General features: G+C 72.7%; 15 protein-coding genes and 1 rRNA gene. 12 read left to right on the plus strand and 4 right to left on the minus strand.

The annotated features are described in order from the left end of the window. From rrf to ACFY9I_RS14840, 3 genes are all read left to right on the plus strand, one after another. Positions 1-93: ribosomal RNA gene (rrf, locus tag ACFY9I_RS14830) — 5S ribosomal RNA — on the plus strand; the annotation flags it as partial. Positions 94-98: 5 nt separating this feature from the next. After that, entirely contained in the window at positions 99-1,580 is a 1,482-nt protein-coding gene (locus ACFY9I_RS14835) for a hypothetical protein (protein WP_391002134.1), read from the plus strand. Then, a complete protein-coding gene (locus tag ACFY9I_RS14840) occupies positions 1,472-2,278 on the plus strand; it encodes a hypothetical protein (protein ID WP_391002101.1) in 807 nt (268 codons plus the stop codon). The genes ACFY9I_RS14835 and ACFY9I_RS14840 overlap by 109 nt, the downstream gene beginning before the upstream one ends. A gap of 83 nt (positions 2,279-2,361) precedes the next feature. Here ACFY9I_RS14840 and ACFY9I_RS14845 read toward each other — a convergent pair whose 3' ends face one another. Next, positions 2,362-3,654, minus strand: a complete 1,293-nt coding sequence (locus ACFY9I_RS14845) for a DUF1015 family protein (RefSeq protein WP_391001500.1) — start codon at positions 3,652-3,654, stop codon at positions 2,362-2,364. Between the two features lie 89 nt (positions 3,655-3,743). Between ACFY9I_RS14845 and ACFY9I_RS14850 the strand changes: the two genes are divergently transcribed. The 4 genes from ACFY9I_RS14850 (at position 3,744) to ACFY9I_RS14865 (ending at position 8,059) form a co-directional block, all read left to right on the plus strand. Next, complete coding sequence (locus ACFY9I_RS14850) at positions 3,744-4,772, plus strand: HAD hydrolase-like protein (RefSeq protein ID WP_391001503.1); 1,029 nt, start codon at positions 3,744-3,746, stop codon at positions 4,770-4,772. A gap of 199 nt (positions 4,773-4,971) precedes the next feature. Beyond that, positions 4,972-6,015 carry an iron chelate uptake ABC transporter family permease subunit gene (locus ACFY9I_RS14855; RefSeq protein WP_391001506.1) on the plus strand — a complete coding sequence of 348 codons (1,044 nt, stop codon included), beginning with the start codon at positions 4,972-4,974 and terminating at the stop codon, positions 6,013-6,015. A gap of 11 nt (positions 6,016-6,026) precedes the next feature. Next, positions 6,027-7,076 carry an iron chelate uptake ABC transporter family permease subunit gene (locus ACFY9I_RS14860; protein WP_391001508.1) on the plus strand — a complete coding sequence of 350 codons (1,050 nt, stop codon included), beginning with the start codon at positions 6,027-6,029 and terminating at the stop codon, positions 7,074-7,076. Further along, a complete protein-coding gene (locus tag ACFY9I_RS14865) occupies positions 7,073-8,059 on the plus strand; it encodes an ATP-binding cassette domain-containing protein (protein WP_391001511.1) in 987 nt (328 codons plus the stop codon). Before ACFY9I_RS14860 ends, ACFY9I_RS14865 begins: the two co-directional genes overlap by 4 nt. 10 nt (positions 8,060-8,069) lie before the next feature. Here ACFY9I_RS14865 and ACFY9I_RS14870 read toward each other — a convergent pair whose 3' ends face one another. Next, positions 8,070-8,417, minus strand: a complete 348-nt coding sequence (locus ACFY9I_RS14870; protein WP_391001514.1) for an SCP2 sterol-binding domain-containing protein — start codon at positions 8,415-8,417, stop codon at positions 8,070-8,072. 42 nt (positions 8,418-8,459) lie between these two features. On the opposite strand from ACFY9I_RS14870, the gene ACFY9I_RS14875 reads away from it, so the two are divergent. The 5 genes from ACFY9I_RS14875 (at position 8,460) to ACFY9I_RS14895 (ending at position 13,826) form a co-directional block, all read left to right on the plus strand. Beyond that, entirely contained in the window at positions 8,460-8,801 is a 342-nt protein-coding gene (locus ACFY9I_RS14875; protein WP_391001516.1) for a hypothetical protein, read from the plus strand. Positions 8,802-8,808: 7 nt separating this feature from the next. Continuing rightward, a complete protein-coding gene (locus tag ACFY9I_RS14880) occupies positions 8,809-9,624 on the plus strand; it encodes a TlyA family rRNA (cytidine-2'-O)-methyltransferase (RefSeq protein WP_391001519.1) in 816 nt (271 codons plus the stop codon). Further along, positions 9,621-10,526 (plus strand): NAD kinase, encoded by a 906-nt coding sequence (locus tag ACFY9I_RS14885; protein WP_391001522.1) that lies wholly within the window; start codon positions 9,621-9,623, stop codon positions 10,524-10,526. Before ACFY9I_RS14880 ends, ACFY9I_RS14885 begins: the two co-directional genes overlap by 4 nt. A 174-nt stretch (positions 10,527-10,700) precedes the next feature. Further along, the gene (gene recN, locus ACFY9I_RS14890; RefSeq protein WP_391002103.1) at positions 10,701-12,419 is read left to right on the plus strand and encodes a DNA repair protein RecN; all 1,719 of its coding nucleotides are present in this window, start codon (positions 10,701-10,703) and stop codon (positions 12,417-12,419) included. Between the two features lie 270 nt (positions 12,420-12,689). Next, positions 12,690-13,826, plus strand: a complete 1,137-nt coding sequence (locus tag ACFY9I_RS14895) for a glycosyltransferase (protein ID WP_391001525.1) — start codon at positions 12,690-12,692, stop codon at positions 13,824-13,826. Positions 13,827-13,839: 13 nt separating this feature from the next. Here ACFY9I_RS14895 and ACFY9I_RS14900 read toward each other — a convergent pair whose 3' ends face one another. Then, positions 13,840-15,489, minus strand: coding sequence for a PucR family transcriptional regulator ligand-binding domain-containing protein (locus ACFY9I_RS14900; protein WP_391001527.1), 1,650 nt, complete (start codon positions 15,487-15,489; stop codon positions 13,840-13,842). Between the two features lie 22 nt (positions 15,490-15,511). Next, positions 15,512-16,894, minus strand: a complete 1,383-nt coding sequence (locus ACFY9I_RS14905) for an FAD-binding protein (protein WP_391001530.1) — start codon at positions 16,892-16,894, stop codon at positions 15,512-15,514. Between the last annotated feature and the right edge of the window lie 94 nt (positions 16,895-16,988).

A 16,988-nucleotide genomic window follows, 5' to 3' on the forward strand; every position in this document is an offset into this window, starting at 1 on the left:
ACGCCCGGTTACATTCCGAACCCGGAAGCTAAGCCTTACAGCGCCGATGGTACTGCAGGGGGGACCCTGTGGGAGAGTAGGACGCCGCCGAACAATCTTTGGAAGGACCCCTGGTCCCAGCGTTCAGCTGGGACCAGGGGTCCTTTTGTTTTTTAGAATGCTTGCAGTGCCGAAGACAGGAGTCACCATGTCCACCAACTCTCCCGACGACCGACCGGAGCGCGACCAGCGGCGACGGGACAGTGGTGACCGTGCCAGCTACCGCGGTGGACCGCGTCGCGACAACGACCGTGGTGGCTACGGGCGTCGGGACGACCGACGTGGTGACGACCGACGTGGTGACGACCGACGTGGTGACGACCGTCGAGGTGACGACCGCGGAGGGTTCCGCCGCGACGAACGCCGCGATGACCGGGGTGGGTTCCGCCGTGACGACAACCGTGGCGAGCAGCGCGGTGGTGGGTTCCGGGGACGTGACGACCGGCGTGACGGTGACCGAGGGCCTCGTCCCGCGTTTCGCCGTGACGACCGTCCCGGGGCGCCTCGTCGTGACGACCGGGACCGCGATCGCGGTTTCCGGAGGGACGGCGACCGGCCTGCCTTCCGTCGAGACGATCGCGGCGATGGCCGGCGTGACGAGCGGCGAGACGACCGGCGGGAGGGCGATCGTGGTGGTTTCGGCCGTCGCGATGACCGTCCGGCGTTCCGTAGGGACGACCGGCGCGACAGCGGTGACCGGGGTGGGGAGCGCGGCGGTTTCCGTCGCGACGACCGGGACAGGGATCGTGATCGGGGCTTCCGGCGTGACGACCGGGGTGACCGTCGTGAGGGTGACCGTCCGGCGTTCCGTCGGGACGCCGACCGTGGTGGTTTCCGCCGAGACGACAACCGTGGTGGCGAGCGTGGCGGATTCCGACGCGAAGACGACCGTGGTGGCGAGCGTGGCGGTTTCCGCGGGCGGGACGATCGCGGTCGCGACGACCGCCGTGGCGATGACCGTGGTGGCCGCCCCCCGTACCGGCGCGACGACCGGCGTGATGACTTCCGTCGCGACGAGCGCAGGGACGGTGACCGGCCTCCCTTCAGGCGCGATGACCGTCGTGACGACCGTCGTGACGACCGCCGTGACGACCGGGGTGACCGTCGCGAGGGCGACCGTCCGGCCTTCCGTCGGGACGACGACCGTGGTGGCTTCCGCCGAGACGACAACCGTGGTGGCGAGCGTGGTGGCTTCCGGCGCGAAGGCGACCGTAGCGGCGAGCGCGGTGGCCTCCGGCGCGACGACAGCCGGGGCGGCGAGCGCGGCGGGTTCCGGGGGCGGGACGACCGGGGCCGTGGACCCCGTCGGGATGACCGTGGTGGTCGGCCGGGAGGTTTCCACGGCCGGGACGACCGTCGGGGCGGCGACGACCGGCGTGGCGGTGGGCGTTTCCGCGATGAGCGGGACCGGGACCGTGAGCCGATCAAGCGGCTGCCGATCCCGGAGGACGTCACCGGCGAGGAGATCGACAAGGACGTACGGCAGGAGCTGCAGAGCCTGCCCAAGACGCTCGCCGACGATGTCGCGAAAAACCTGGTGATGGTCGCGCGGCTCATCGACGAGGACCCCGAGGGCGCGTACGGCTACTCCCGGGTGGCCCTGCGCCTGGCGTCGCGCGTCGCCGCCGTACGCGAGGCGGCCGGCTTCGCCGCGTACGCGAACCAGAAGTACAGCGAGGCGCTCGCGGAGTTCCGGGCGGCTCGGCGGATGACCGGCAGCGTCGACCTGTGGCCTGTGATGGCCGACTGCGAGCGGGGTCTCGGACGGCCCGAGAAGGCGCTGGACATGGCCGGGGCGCCCGAGGTGCACAAGCTGGACAAGGCCGGTCAGGTCGAGATGCGGCTCGTCGCGGCCGGCGCTCGGCGTGACATGGACCAGCTCGACGCGGCCATCGTGACGCTGCAGAGCCCGGAGCTGGCCTCCAACTCCGTCCAGCCGTGGACCGCGCGCCTGCGGTACGCGTACGCCGACGCTCTGCTCGCGGCCGGGCGGGAGAACGAGGCGCGGGAGTGGTTCGCCAAGGCCGTGGAGGCCGACAAGGACGGCAGCACGGACGCCTCGGACCGGCTTGCGGAGATGGACGGCGTCGAGTTCGTCGACGCCCTTGTCGAGGACGTGAGCGAGAACCAGGACGGTCCCGAGGACGACGAGGCGTCGCGGAGCGCTGACGCGCCGGAAGCCGAGATCGCTGAGGACGCCAAGGACGCCGAGGGCGCCGAGGGCGACGACACGGACTGACTGGGACTGACTGGGACTGATGTCCGCTGGTGGTGACGTGAAGGGTGGGGCTCCGGGCTCGGGGTCCCACCCTTCACCGTTGCTCAGAGTTCCAGCGCCCGCAGCACCAGTCCCGAGGCCGGTTTCGGGCCGAACGACGTCGACTTGCGGGGCATGGTGACGCCCTGGCGGGCGAGGTCGCGCACGGTCTCCTCGCGAACCGGGTGCAGGAGAACGGCCGTGCCGCCGTCGCGTTCGGCCTTCTCCACGGTGGTTGCCGTGTCGTGGATGTAGGCGACGTGCGCCGGTGAGTCCTCGGGGACGCGCCAGACGTGGTCGAGCAGGGTCGCGTGCAGAACCGTCGCGTCGAGGGTCCGCCAGGCGGCCGGGCGGTCGGCGGGGATCGTACGGGCGAGGAGGTCCGGGTCCGGGCGGTCGACCAGGTGGAAGGAGCCGTCGCCCGCAAGCAGGAAGGCGTTGCCGGCGGCTGCCGCGTCCGCCAGCGCCTCCAGTGCCTCGGGGAGCGGGGCGTCCAGACGGCGTACGCGGAACAGACCGTCCAGGGCGGTCAGTGCGGCGGAGACCGGGAGCCGGTGGAGAAGTCGGTGGATGGCTCGGACGCGGAGGGGGTAGCGGGCGGTGTCCACCAGGAGGACCAGGCCGTAGTCCCAGGGGCTCGGGGAGGGGTGCTCCTCGCGGAGCCGGAGGTAGGTCGCCCAGCGGTGGTGGCCGTCGGCTATCAGAGCCTGTTGGTGGGCGAGATCCGACTGGATCTCGGCGAGGTCGGCGGGGTCGGTGACCGACCAGAGGCGGTGGCTGAAGCCGTCGTCCGTGGTCGTCGCCAGCAGGGGCGTGCGGTGCGTGGTGCGCTCGACCACGGCCGTCGAGCCGCCCGTGGCGCCGTTGCCCCGATAGGTCAGGAGCAGGGGCTCCAGGTTGGTGCAGGTGGCGCGCATCAGGGCCGCGCGGTCCGCGACGACATGGGGGATGACGTCCTCGTGGGGGAGGACCACGCCGGCGGAGGGCTCGGAGAGGCGCAGGGCGCCCATGAGACCACGCTGGAGGATGGTGTCGTCCGCCTGCTCATAGACGTAGAGACCGGGCTCGGTGTCCGGGGCCAGGACGCCGTCGGCGAGCCAGCGGCGCAGGGTGTCGGCCGCCTGGGCGTCGCGGGTGGCGGGAGTTCTGGCCTGGGGGAGTATCAGACGGACGATGTTGTACGGGTCGGCGGACTCGAGATGGAGCAGACCGTCCGGCCGTACGACCACGTCGTAGGGCGGTGATGTCACGGCGGCCAGGCTGCCGACCCGGTCGGGGTCGTAGCGAAGGCCCCGGAACGGGGCCAGTTCGAGGCCGCTGCGCGCCGGGATCTCCTCCGCGGGACCTGCGTAGTTCATTGGGGCATCGTAAGTGTGTCAGTGCCATGCGGGATGATCGGAGAAAGCGATCGACCGAATGTGACCGACCGAACGAGGAGCGGTGTGCAATGAGCCAGGCATTCAGGACACGGCCCGACGGCAGTGGGCAGGCCCTGAGCGAGGCGTACGACACGGCGCTGCTCGATCTCGACGGGGTGGTGTACGCGGGCGGCAATGCCATCGCGTACGCCGTGGAGTCCCTCGGTACGGCACGCGCGGGTGGCATGCGTCTCGCGTACGTCACGAACAACGCGCTGCGGACGCCCGACTCGGTGGCCGAGCACCTCACGGCACTGGGCATACCGACCGAGGTCGGTGAGGTCATCACCTCGGCGCAGGCCGTGGCCCGGTTGATGAGTGAGCAGCTACCCGGCGGCGCTCGGGTGCTGGTGATCGGCGGTGAGGGGCTGCGGGTGGCGCTGCGTGAGCGGGGGCTGGAGCCGGTCGAGTCGGCGGACGACGATCCGGTGGCGGTGGTACAGGGCTACGGCGGGCCCGACCTGCCGTGGGGGCGGTTCGCGGAGGCCGCCTACGCCATCGCGCGCGGGGTGCCGTGGTTCGCGTCCAACACCGATCTGACCATTCCGAGCGCGCGGGGGATCGCGCCCGGCAACGGGGCGGCGGTGCAGGTCGTCCGGATCGCGACCGGGGCCGAGCCGCAGGTGGCGGGCAAGCCGTTGCCGCCGATGCACCGGGAGACGATCCTGCGGACCGGCGCCGAGCGGCCGTTGGTGGTCGGGGACCGGCTGGACACGGACATCGAGGGGGCGTTCAACGGGGAGGTCGACTCGCTGCTCGTGCTGACCGGCGTGACCGACGGCGCCGAGCTGCTGGCCGCGCCGCCCCGGCACCGGCCGACGTATGTCGACGCCGACCTGCGCGGGCTGCTGACCGGGCAGCCGGAGGTCGTCGCGGCCGGCGCGGGCTTCCGCTGCGGTGGCTGGACGGCGACCGCCGGCGACGACCGGCTGGAACTGGACGGGGAGGGCGAGCCCATGGACGGGCTGCGGGCGCTGTGCGCGGTGGCCTGGACGGCGGCCGGCGCGGGTTCGTGCGCGCTGGACGCGGGGAAGGCGTTGGCGCGGCTGGGGTTGTGAGGGCGTCCGGGGGCGGTGAGAGTCACGGGAGCCCTGCGTGCGCGGTCCTGCGTGCGCGGTCCTGCGTGCGCGGTCCTGCGGTGCGCGGCCCTGTGTGAGCGGTCCTAGCAGCCCTGGGTGAGCGGCCCTCCTCCCGTCCGAGCGGGCGGGGTCATGGGCGCGATCGAGGCAAAAGGAGAGGGTAGGCTAACCTAACTGGGTGTTGGTCGACAGTCCTCCTGAACCGAGCGCGGAGACCGCCCCCGCGCCCCCGAACCGCCGGGCGGTACGTGCCGTCGGGCTCCTCGTGTCCCTGGGGCTCCTCGCCCTGGTGGCGCTGGCGAGTATCGCGATCGGCGCGAAGGAGCTGTCCCTGGCACAGGTCTGGCACGGCCTGTTCGAGGACACGGGGACGTACGGCGACGTCGTGGTCGGCGAGCGGGTCTCGCGCACCCTCCTCGGAGTGCTCGCGGGAGCCGCGCTCGGGCTGGCCGGTGCCGTGCTCCAGGCGCTCACCCGGAACCCGCTGGCCGACCCGGGACTGCTGGGCATCAACGCGGGCGCGTCCGCCGCGGTCGTCACCGCCATCACCTACTTCGGCATCACCTCGCTGACCGGGTACGTGTGGTTCGCGTTCGCAGGGGCGGCCGTGGTCGGGGCACTGGTGTGGTTCCTCGGCGGCAGCCGGGGCGCGACGCCCGTGCGGCTCGCACTCGCGGGCACGGCGATCAGCGCCGCCCTCTACGGCTATCTCCAGGCCGTGATGATCATGGATGGCGCGGCGCTCTCCAGAATGCGTTTCTGGACGGTGGGTTCGCTGGCCTCGGCCAACGACCGGACCATCGAGCAGGTGCTGCCGTTCCTGCTCGCGGGCACGGTTGTCGCGCTGCTGCTGGCCCGGCCGCTGAACGCGGTGGCCATGGGCGACGACACCGCCCGCGCGCTCGGCGCCGACCTCAACCGCACCCGGGCGCTGTCGATGGCCGCCGCCACCGTACTGTGCGGTGCCGCGACCGCCGCCTGCGGGCCGATCGTCTTCGTCGGGCTGATGGTCCCGCACGTGGTTCGGTCCTTCACCGGGCCCGACCTGCGCTGGATCCTGCCGTACGCGACCGTCCTGTCCCCCGTGCTGCTGCTCGGCGCCGATGTCATCGGCCGGATGGTCGTGCGGCCCGCGGAGCTTCAGGTCGGCATCGTCACCGCGATCCTCGGCGGGCCGGTCTTCATCTTTCTCGTACGACGGCGGAGGACGGCGCAGCTGTGAGGACGCAGGTCATGAGCAAGCCCGCCGGACGCGGCCGGGCCGTGCGCACCCCCGGGGGGCTGTCGGTCCGCCTGGACGTACGGGCGTTCACCGTCGTCGTCCTGCTGCTGCTGGCTGCGCTCACCGCGAGTGTCGTACTGATCGGGACCGGCGACTTCCCGATCCCGGCCGGCGACGTCCTCAAGACGCTGCTCGGCAACGGCGAGGCGGGCCAGGAGTTCATCGTCAACGAGTTGCGGCTGCCGAGAGTCCTGGTCGGACTCCTGGTGGGGGCATCGCTGGGCTTGGGTGGAGCCCTGTTCCAGTCCATCTCCCGCAATCCGCTGGGCAGTCCGGATGTGCTTGGCCTCTCGCAGGGTGCCACCGCCGGAGCGCTGGTCATGATCGTGCTGTTCTCCGGGAGCGCCGGCCAGGTGGCCCTGGGCGCGCTGGTCGGCGGACTGGTCACCGGCTTCGCGATCTACGTGCTGGCGTGGAAGCGGGGCGTGCACGGCTACCGGCTCGTGCTCGTCGGCATCGGTGTCTCCGCGATCGTCACGGCGGTCAACGGCTATCTGATCACCAGGGCCGACCTCGTCGACGCGGCGCGCGCGGTCGTGTGGATGACCGGCTCCCTCAACGGCCGTGACTGGGACCAGGTCCGGCCGTTGCTGATCATGTGCGCGGTCCTGGTCCCGCTGGTGCTCGGCAACGCGCGCGGGCTGCGGATGATGGAGATGGGCGACGACGTGTCGTACGCCCTCGGGGTGAGCGTCGAACGCGTACGGCTGCTGCTGATGGTGTCGGCCGTACTGCTCACCGCCGGGGCCACCGCGGCCGCCGGTCCGGTCAGCTTCGTCGCCCTCACCGCGCCGCAGCTCGCCCGCCGGCTGACCCGCTCGCCCGGCCCGAACCTGGTGCCTGCGATGTGCATGGGCGCGACCCTGCTCATCGTCGCCGACTGGGCCTCGCAGCGGGCCTTCGGGTCCGACCAACTGCCCGTCGGTGTCGTCACCGGCGTACTCGGCGGCGTCTACCTGCTGGGGCTGCTGGTCACCGAGCGGAAAGCCGGACGGATATGAGCGCGTCGGCACACGAGAACGACAACGCCTCGGCGCACGAGAAGGACAACGCCTCGGCGCACTCGAACGGCGACGCGTCGGCACACGAGAACGACAACGCCTCGGCGCACGTGAACGACAAGAGGAGCACTGTGAACCGCCTGTCCGCCGAGAACATCACCCTCGCCTACGACCAGCGGGTCATCGCGGAGCGGCTGTCGGTGGAGATCCCCGACAACTCCTTCACCGTGATCGTCGGACCCAACGCCTGCGGCAAGTCCACCCTGCTGCGCGCCCTCTCACGGATGCTGAAGCCGTCCCAGGGGCGGGTGCTGCTCGACGGGAACGTGATCCAGTCGATGCCCGCGAAGAAGGTGGCCCGGACGCTGGGGCTGCTGCCGCAGTCGTCCATCGCGCCCGACGGGATCACCGTCGGCGACCTGGTGGGCCGCGGCCGTTACCCGCACCAGGGCCTGCTGCGGCAGTGGTCGAGCGAGGATGAGCGGATCGTCCGGGAGTCGATGGAGTCGACCGGGGTCGCCGAGCTGGCCGACCGTTACGTCGACGAGCTGTCCGGCGGCCAGCGCCAGCGGGTGTGGATCGCCATGGCGCTCGCCCAGCAGACCCCGCTGCTGCTGCTCGACGAGCCGACCACCTTCTTGGACATCCAGCACCAGATCGACGTACTGGACCTGTGTGCCGAACTCCACGAGGAGCGGGGCCGCACCCTGGTCGCGGTGCTGCACGACCTCAACCACGCCGCCCGGTACGCCACCCACCTCATCGCCCTGCGCGGCGGTTCGGTGATCGCCGAGGGCGCCCCCTCCGAGATCGTCACGGCCGACCTGGTCGAGGAGGTCTTCGGACTGCGCTGCCAGGTCATCGACGACCCGGAGACGGGGACCCCGCTGATCGTGCCGGCGGCCCGCAAGGGACGAGCCGAGGCCGAGGAGACTGCCGCTCGCGCCCGGACCGAGAAGGTGGCGGCTCCCGGAGCTTTCTGAAAGGTGGCGGCTACAGGAGCTTCCTGAGCTTGAGCAGGTCACGGAAGCCCGCCTCCAGCTTCACCCGGCCCGAACCCCAGGCCTTGGCGAAGTTCAGTTCGCCGTCGACGAGGGCCACCAGGTCGTCGCCCGTCATGGCGAGCCGGATCTGGGCCTTCTCGGTCGGCGGCCCCGCAAGGGTGTCGTGCACCTCGATCCGGCCCTCGCGCATACGGCCCACGAAGGTGATGTCGAGATCTTTGACATGGCAGCTCACCGAGCGGTCGAGGGCCGTCGCCTCCCCCATGTGTCCGTCGGCGCCTGCCATGGTGTCCGAGAGCTTTTCGAGCGCGGCGCGGCACTCCTCGATCGTTGCCATCGCGATCGACGGTACCCCAGAGCTTCGCGGTAGCGTCTGGGCATGAGCGACTCTTTGCCCGAGGCCGGGGCTGGGGCGGAAACCGTGGTTCCGGAGAGGGGGGCCGGCCCGGCCGGCGAGCCCGGTGCGCGGCCGGAGCCCACGGTCGTCGAACCCGAGGACGACCCCGCTGCCCCGGCCCCGCTGAACGTGCCCCGCACGGCCACCGGCCACCCCGACGTCGACGCCGCCCTCGACCGGCTGGCCGACGCCGACCACCTCGCCACCGACGGCCACCTGGAGGTGTACGAGGATGTACACCGGGGGCTGCGCGACGCGCTCACCGCGCTCGACGCCCGCCCGGGACCTCCGGTGCCCCCGCGACCGTACGAAAGCAGGAGCTGAACCCACCGTGGCAGGAGTCGCACGCCGCCGTCTGGACGCCGAACTGGTCCGGCGGAAGCTCGCGCGGTCGCGTGAGCACGCGAGCCAACTGATCGCCGCCGGGCGGGTCACCGTCGGCAAGACCGTCGCCACCAAGTCCGCCACCCAGGTGGAGACCGCCGCCGCGATCGTGGTCGCGACCGACGACGGCGACCCCGAGTACGTCTCCAGAGGCGGCCACAAGCTCGCGGGCGCCCTTGAGGCCTTCGTCCCGCTGGGGCTGGCCGTCGAGGGCCGGAGAGCGCTGGACGCGGGGGCCTCCACCGGCGGTTTCACCGACGTACTGCTGCGGTCGGGGGCCGCGCACGTCGTCGCCGTGGACGTCGGATACGGACAACTCGCGTGGACTCTGCGGAGCGATGAACGCGTCACCGTCAAGGACCGTACGAACGTACGCGAGTTGACGCTCGAAGCGATCGATGGGGAGCCTGTGGATCTTGTCGTGGGGGATCTGTCCTTCATCCCGCTCGGCCTGGTACTGCCCGCCCTGGTGCGGTGCGTGAAGCCGGACGCCGATCTGGTGATGATGGTCAAGCCGCAGTTCGAGGTGGGGAAGGAGCGGCTGGGCAGTGGGGGAGTGGTGAGGAGTCCGGAGCTGCGCGCCGAGGCGGTGCGCGGGGTGGCCCGGCGGGCGGGGGAGCTGGGGCTCGGGGTGAAGGGTGTGACGGCCAGTCCGCTGCCCGGTCCCTCGGGGAATGTCGAGTACTTTCTGTGGCTGCGTGCCGGGGCGCCCGCGCTGGACCCGGCCGACGTCGACCGAGCAGTTGCGGAGGGGCCGCGGTGACCCAGGATCGATCTCGAACTGTCTTCCTGCTCACCCACACCGGGCGGCCGGCGGCGATCCGCAGTGCCGAACTCGTCGTCAAGGGGTTGCTGCACCACGGCATCGTCGTGCGCGTCCTGGAGTACGAGGCCGAGGACATCCCGCTGCCGGAGGAGGTGGAACTCGTCAAAGAGGCCACCCCGCAGTGCCTCGACGGGTGCGAACTGCTCATCGTCCTCGGCGGTGACGGCACGCTGCTGCGCGGCGCGGAGTTCGCCCGTGCGTCCGGGGTGCCGATGCTCGGCGTCAACCTCGGCAGCGTCGGCTTCCTCGCGGAGGCCGAGCGCGACGACCTCGACAAGGTCGTCGACCGGGTGGTGACCAAGGCGTACGAGGTCGAGGAGCGGATGACCGTCGATGTCGTCGTTCACCGGAACGGGGACATCGTCCACACGGACTGGGCGCTGAACGAGGCGGCCGTGCAGAAGGCGGGCGCCGAGAAGCTGCTGGAAGTGGTGCTGGAGATCGACGGGCGGCCCGTCACCGGGTTCGGGTGCGACGGGATCGTGCTGTCGACGCCCACCGGGTCCACGGCGTACGCCTTCTCGGCGGGCGGGCCCGTGGTGTGGCCGGAGGTCGAGGCGTTGTTGATGGTGCCGATCAGTGCGCACGCCTTGTTCGCGAAGCCGTTGGTGACGTCGCCGGACTCCGTGCTGGCGGTGGAGGTGCTGCCGCACATTCCGCCGGGGGTTCTCTGGTGTGACGGGCGGCGGACCGTCGAGCTGCCGCCGGGGGCGCGGGTCGAGGTACGGCGGGGGGCCGTGCCGGTGCGGTTGGCTCGGCTGCACCATGCGTCGTTCACGGACCGGTTGGTGGCGAAGTTCGCTCTGCCCGTTTCTGGATGGCGAGGTGCTCGGCACTAGCGCGATGTGGGGGATGGCGGGGGATTCGTCAGCGGCTGCGGGTTGTCGGTGGCCGGTCGCGCAGTTCCCCGCGCCCCTGAGGGGCGCGATGTAACTCGGCGGAGTGACATTGGGGACGGGGGGCGTCGCGGTCTGCCTCCCCGACCTCGTAAGGTCGTGTCCGTGTTGGAGGAGATGCGGATACGGTCGCTCGGAGTCATCGACGACGCGGTGGTCGAGCTGTCGCCCGGCTTCACCGCCGTGACGGGTGAGACGGGTGCGGGCAAGACCATGGTGGTCACGAGCCTGGGCCTGCTGCTCGGTGGGCGGGCGGACCCGGCGCTCGTGCGGATCGGCGCGAAGAACGCGGTCGTGGAGGGCCGGATCGCCGTGCCCGAGGGCGCGTCGGCGGTCGTACGGGCCGAGGAGGCCGGGGCAGAACTCGACGACGGAGCGCTGCTGATCAGCCGTACCGTTTCCGCCGAGGGACGGTCGCGCGCACACCTCGGCGGGCGCAGCGTCCCGGTGGGGGTGCTCGCCGAGCTGGCCGACGAACTGGTCGCCGTGCACGGGCAGACCGACCAGCAGGGGCTGCTGAAGCTGTCCCGGCAGCGGGCGGCGCTCGACCGGTACGCAGGCGACGCGGTGGCCGTGCCCCTGACGAAGTACGCCGAGGCCTACCGGCGGCTGCGGGCCGTCTCCGTCGAGCTGGACGAGATCGTCACGCGCGCACGGGAACGGGCCCAGGAAGCCGACATGCTGCGGTACGGGCTCGACGAGATCGCGGGTGTCGAGCCGCGCGCCGGCGAGGACGTGGAGCTGGCCGAGGAGGCCGAGCGGCTCGGGCACGGGGAGGCGCTGGCGTCTGCCGCGACGGCCGCGCACGCCGCGCTCGCGGGCAATCCCGAGGACCCGGAGGGCGTGGACGCCTCGACGCTGGTCGCGGGCGCCCACCGGGCGCTGGAGGCCGTGCGGTCGCACGACCCGGCGCTGGCCGCGCTCGCCGACCGGATCGGCGAGGTGGGGATCCTGCTGGCGGACGTGGCGGGGGAGCTGGCGGGGTACGCCGACGACCTGGACGCCGATCCGCTGCGGCTGGCGGCCGTGGAGGAGCGGCGGGCCGCGCTGAACGCGCTGACGCGGAAGTACGGTGTCGACATCGCCTCCGTGCTGTCGTGGTCGGAGCAGGGCGCCCAGCGGCTCACCGAACTCGACGGCGACGACGAGCGGATCGACGAGCTGACCGCCGAACGGGACGCGCTGCGGGGCGAACTGGGTGGACTCGCCCAAGCGCTGACGGACGCCCGGACGGAGGCCGCCGAACGGTTCGCCGCCGCCGTCACCGCCGAGCTGGCCTCGCTCGCCATGCCGCACGCGCGGGTGTCGTTCGAGATCCGGCAGACGGACGATGCCGAGGGCGTCGAGGTGGGCGGGCGCACCGTCGCCTACGGGCCGTCCGGTGCCGACGAGGTCGAACTGCTGCTCGCCCCGCACCCGGGGGCGCCGCCGAGGCCCATCGCCAAGGGCGCCTCCGGTGGTGAGCTGTCGCGGGTGATGCTGGCCGTGGAGGTGGTGTTCGCCGGGACCGACCCGGTGCCGACGTACCTCTTCGACGAGGTGGACGCGGGTGTCGGCGGGAAGGCGGCGGTCGAGATCGGCCGGCGGCTCGCCCGGCTCGCCAGGTCCGCCCAGGTGGTGGTCGTGACCCATCTGCCCCAGGTGGCGGCGTTCGCCGACCGGCAGTTGCTGGTGGAGAAGACCAACGACGGCTCCGTGACCCGCTCCGGTGTGAAGGTGCTGGAGGGCGAGGACCGGGTGCGCGAGCTGTCGCGGATGCTCGCCGGACAGGAGGACTCGCAGACGGCGCGGGCGCACGCGGAGGAGCTGCTGGCGGCGGCCCGGGCGGACGCGTAGGACTGGGGCGGAAGTCATGCCGAGGGGCAACCTCGTGCGGGAGTTCACTCGTGTGGGTGACCGCGGGTCCGGAGTTGCCCGGCGCTCCGGCTACCGTGCCGTCGGGCTGTCCCGGAACACCCTTGCGGCCTGGCATCCTTGGACAGGAACGGCGTAGCAGGACGTGCTGCGTGGACCGGGCGGAAGCGCCTTCGTACGGTCCACCCCCACCGCGGGATCCTTCTGTACGTTTCGTCGTGACCGTCCATCCGAAACAGGAGCTCCGGCCACGTGAGCCACGTGAGCAGCCACTCACCCCCCGGCCAGTCGCCGCTGCGAACCGTGCAAGTGCTCGGCGGCGGCAGCGCGGTGAGCAGTGCCCATGTGCGGTCGCTCGCCTCGGGCCTCGTCGCCCGGGGCGTACGGGTCACCGTGTGCGCCCCCGGCGAGACCGACGGAGCGTACGACTTCACCGGCGTGGGCGCCCACCATGTCCACGTGCCCCGCAGCAGCGACCCGGCCTCGGTGGCCAGCCTGCGCAGCGCCTGCGCGGACGCCGATCTGGTGCACGCGCACGGGCTGCACGCCGGGTTCCGGGCCACCCTCGCGCTCGGCCGGCGCACCACCCCGCTCGTCGTCACCTGGCACTCCAGGTCGTACGCGGAGGGGGCACGGGCGCATCTGCTGCGGCTGCTGGAGCGGCGGGTCGCCAAGGCCGCAGCCGTGGTCCTCGGCACCTCGTCCGAGCTGGTCGACCGGGCCCGCAGCAGGGGGGCGCGCGACGCCCGGCTCGCCGCCGTCGCCCTGCCCGTGCCGCGCCGGACCCACGGCGACGACGACACGGACCGGCCCGCGTCCAAGGTCCGCGCCGAACTCGGGGCCACAGACCGCCCGTTGCTCATGGCCGTCGGCGCGCTCGACCGCCACCGGGGGTACGACACCCTGCTCGACGCCGCCCGGGAATGGCGCGCCTTCGACCCGGCGCCGTTGCTCGTCATCGCGGGCGAAGGGCCGCTGCGGAGCCTCCTGCAGCGGCGCATCGAGGACGAGGAACTGCCCGTGCGGCTCGTCGGGCGGCGCGAGGACATCTCCGACCTGATCGCGGCCGCCGATCTCGCGCTGCTGCCCGGCGGCCCGGAAGCACGCTCCGTCCTCGCCCAGGAGGCCCTCCACGCGCGTGTGCCGCTCGTCGCGGCCGCCGTCGGGTCGGTGCCCGATCTGGTGGGCGACGGCGCCGCCCTCGTCCCGTACGGCGACGCCGAGGCGTTCGCCGCGGCCGTCGTACGCCTCCTCGGCGACCCCGACCTGTGCGAGGCACTGAAGGACCGGGGCACCCGGCAGGCCGCCACCTGGCCGACCGAGGACGAGACGGTGGCCCAGGTGCTCAGCGTCTACGACGAGTTGACGCGGTGGAGGCCCCTCACCTGACCGCGCACGGGCCTCAGGGAACGTGTCTGCGGGCCCGGAGCGCCAGGCTCAGGGCCAGGACCGCCTGGGGGTCGTCCAGGTCGGTGCCGAGCAACTCGCCGATGCGGGCGAGACGGTTGTAGAGGGTCTGCCGGTTCAGGTGCAGTTCGCGGGCGGTCTCCGCCTTGCGGCCGGCGTGCGCCAGATAGGTCTCCAGGGTGGGCATCAGCGGGGGCTTGGCCCGGTCGTCGTGGTCACGGAGGGGACCGATGGCGCGGTCCACGAACGCGGCGAGGTCGGGGTGGTCGCGCAGCCGCCACAGCAGCAGGTCGATGTCGAGGCGCCGGGCGTCGTACCAGGGACGGTCGGCCAGGCCCTGCGCGGCCGTCGCCGTCTCCGCAGCGTGCCGCAGGCCCGTGGAGGCGGCCGCCCAGCCGCCGGGCACCCCCACGACCACCACGGGCGGATGACCGCCCGGCCGGTGCATCCCGGCCCGCTCCACCCCCGTCCGCAGCGCCGCCGCGACCTTGTCCGCCACGGACGGGCGCTCCGACTCGGCGCGCAGGCCCAACAGCAGCGGGACACGGCCCTCGACAGGGCGCACACCGAACAGCACGGGCGCGCCCACGGCGGCCAGTTCCTCGCCCACCGCGCGCGCCAGGACGGCCCAGCCGCCGCCGGGGGACAGGCTCTCGGTGAGCCGCATCACCACGGGCAGCAGGAGGCCGCCGCCCGGCCTGAAACCCAGGACGCGGGCCTGCGCGGGGGCGTCCGCCGCCTCGATACGGCCCTCGGCGAGGTCGGTGAGGAAGTCGCCGCGCCCGCGCGCCGCGAGCTCCTCCTCCTGCCGGGCCTGCATCAGGACGACGGCGAGGATGCCCGCCGTCCGCTCGGCGGCGATCCGGTGCACGGGGCCGGGCGGGGCGACGACGGGGAGCAGGACCAGGCGGGCCCGGACCCCACCGGTGCCCGGACCGCCGCCCGGTACGTCGACGAGGACGGTTCCGGCCGGCGGCCGGTCGCGGTGCTGGGCGCGCAGTCCCTCCCACACCTGGAGGGGATCGGTGTCCGCCGGTCCCGATCCGGCCGCGTAGAGGAGCCGCCCGTCGGCGGTCTCCAGGAAGACCGGGTTGCCGCTGAAGTCGGCCAGGATGCCGAGGACCTGGGAGACCCCGCCGCCGCCTAGCAGGGCCTCGGTGCAGCGCCGGTGGACTTCCTCGGCCTGCTGGAGGAGGGCGTAGTGGCCGTTGACGATCTCGGTGTGGATCTCCTCGGTGACGGTCACGAACGCCACCTCGCGGTGCAGTTGGACCAAGGGGAGACCGGCCGAGCGGGCGGTCTCGACGAGGGCCGAGGGGAGGCGGCTGAAGCGCGGGCCCAGTTCGACGACGAGGGCCGCGATGCCGCGCTCGGCCAGGGTCCGTACGAACGCGCGCTGGTCGGCGGGGCGGGTGCCCAGGCCGTACCCCGTGGTCAGCAGAAGTTCGCCGCCCTTGAGGAGCGAGGCGATGTTCGGGACTTCGCCCGCGTGCACCCAGCGCACGGTCCGGTGCAGCCGGTCGGCGCCCGCCAGGACCTCCGGCAGCCCGCCGCGCAGCCCGGGCAGCTCCAGCGCCCGCCGCACCGTGATGCCGCCCTGCGCCTCGCGGCCGTCACCTGGTTCGCGACTGTCACGGGTGTCCATGGAGGCGGACGCTACCCGGTCCTCACGCCGGCTGGATGTTGTGGTTGAAGCGGAAGACGTTGTCGGGGTCGTACTGGGTCTTCAGCGCCGTCAGCCGCCGGTGGTTGTCGACGCCCAGGCCGGCCACGACCCGGTCGGCCCCCTCGTCGCCGACGAAGTTGAGGTAGACCGCGCCGGTGCTCCACGGCCGGACGTCGGCGCGGACGTCCCGCACCCAGCGCACGCACCGCGCGTCGTCCGCCGGGTCCTCCCAGACGCCGAAGGGGTGCACGACCCAGGGCGAGTCCCGGTACGGCACCGGGTAGTGGGCGGGGCCGTCGGCGATCGCGCCGCCCAGCGGGAAGAGCACGTGCTGGGTGCCGGTCGGCACGGGCATCGTCAGGGCGCGGGCGGCGAAGATGTCCACCAGCTCGTCCGGAAGCCCGGTCAGGTACTCCGCCGACCAGTAGTTCCGCATGCCGGGCGGGTCGTCGATCATGCACTGCACGTCCGCGTACGGCATCGCGCCGACGAGTTCGGCCTCGTGCGGCAGCGCCAGCAGCGGCTGGGCGATCTTGCGCATGTCGTCCTCGGTGCCCGCGTACGTCAGGAGCACCCCGCACGCGAGCCGGCCCACCAGACCCGCGGGCACGAACTCCTCGGGAGGGGCGGTGAGGTAGATGACCCCGCCGCCGGCCTCCGGGGGACCGTTCTCGATGACCTCGCGGTACACCCGCACCGCCTCGGGGCCGTGCTCGGGGAGGTACAGCAGCAGGGCGATGGCGAACGCGGGCAGCTCGTGCAGCCGGAGGGTGAGCGCGGTGGCGACGCCGAAGTTCCCGCCGCCGCCGTGCAGCGCCCAGAACAGGTCCGGGTTCTCCTCCTCGCTCGCCCGCACCGCCTGACCGTCGGCGGTCACCAGTTCGACGCCGAGCAGGTTGTCGACGGAGAGCCCGAAGAGGCGGTCCAGCCAGCCGCTGCCGCCGCCGAGGACGAAGCCGCCCACGCCCGTCGTCGATGCCCGGCCACCGGTGGTCGCGAGACGGTGGGGCTCGGTGGCCCGGTCGAGATGGCTCATGGTGGCCCCGCCCCCCACCCTGGCGGTCCTGGACGCGGGGTCGACCGTGACCGCGTGCATCCGGCGCAGATCGATGACGAGTCCGTTGTCGTTCAGTGCCATCCCGGCCACGCTGTGGCCGCCGCCGCGGACCGCGATCTTCAGATCCAGATCACGGGCGAAGCGCACCGAGCGGACGACATCACTCTCGTTCGCGCACTGCGCGATCACGGCCGGACGTCGGTCGATCATGGCGTTGAAGACGGTCCGGGCGTCGTCGTAGCCGGGATCCCCCGGGGCGTGGACATCGCCGGCCAGATCCTCGCGCAGGGCGGCGAGAGCCGCGTGCGCCTTCGAGAGGGGAGCCATGGTGAGCCGCCCCCTTTCGGACAGGGGACAGGGCTGTTTCCAGGCTAGGCGGGGGCAGCGGATCGGTCCTGTTCGGCGCATGGCAGTGCGACGG

Source organism: Streptomyces sp. NPDC012510 (assembly GCF_042955065.1).
Taxonomy (GTDB): Bacteria; Actinomycetota; Actinomycetes; order Streptomycetales; family Streptomycetaceae; genus Streptomyces.

Coding starts and splice junctions, on each gene's coding strand:
- ACFY9I_RS14875 (WP_391001516.1), top strand. CDS start 8,460: ATGAGCGACTCTTTGCCCGAGGCCGGGGCTGGGGCGGAAACCGTGGTT.
- ACFY9I_RS14865 (WP_391001511.1), top strand. CDS start 7,073: ATGAGCGCGTCGGCACACGAGAACGACAACGCCTCGGCGCACGAGAAG.
- ACFY9I_RS14845 (WP_391001500.1), bottom strand. CDS start 3,654: ATGAACTACGCAGGTCCCGCGGAGGAGATCCCGGCGCGCAGCGGCCTC.
- ACFY9I_RS14900 (WP_391001527.1), bottom strand. CDS start 15,489: ATGGACACCCGTGACAGTCGCGAACCAGGTGACGGCCGCGAGGCGCAG.
- ACFY9I_RS14850 (WP_391001503.1), top strand. CDS start 3,744: ATGAGCCAGGCATTCAGGACACGGCCCGACGGCAGTGGGCAGGCCCTG.
- ACFY9I_RS14870 (WP_391001514.1), bottom strand. CDS start 8,417: ATGGCAACGATCGAGGAGTGCCGCGCCGCGCTCGAAAAGCTCTCGGAC.
- recN (WP_391002103.1), top strand. CDS start 10,701: ATGCGGATACGGTCGCTCGGAGTCATCGACGACGCGGTGGTCGAGCTG.
- ACFY9I_RS14860 (WP_391001508.1), top strand. CDS start 6,027: ATGAGCAAGCCCGCCGGACGCGGCCGGGCCGTGCGCACCCCCGGGGGG.
- ACFY9I_RS14905 (WP_391001530.1), bottom strand. CDS start 16,894: ATGGCTCCCCTCTCGAAGGCGCACGCGGCTCTCGCCGCCCTGCGCGAG.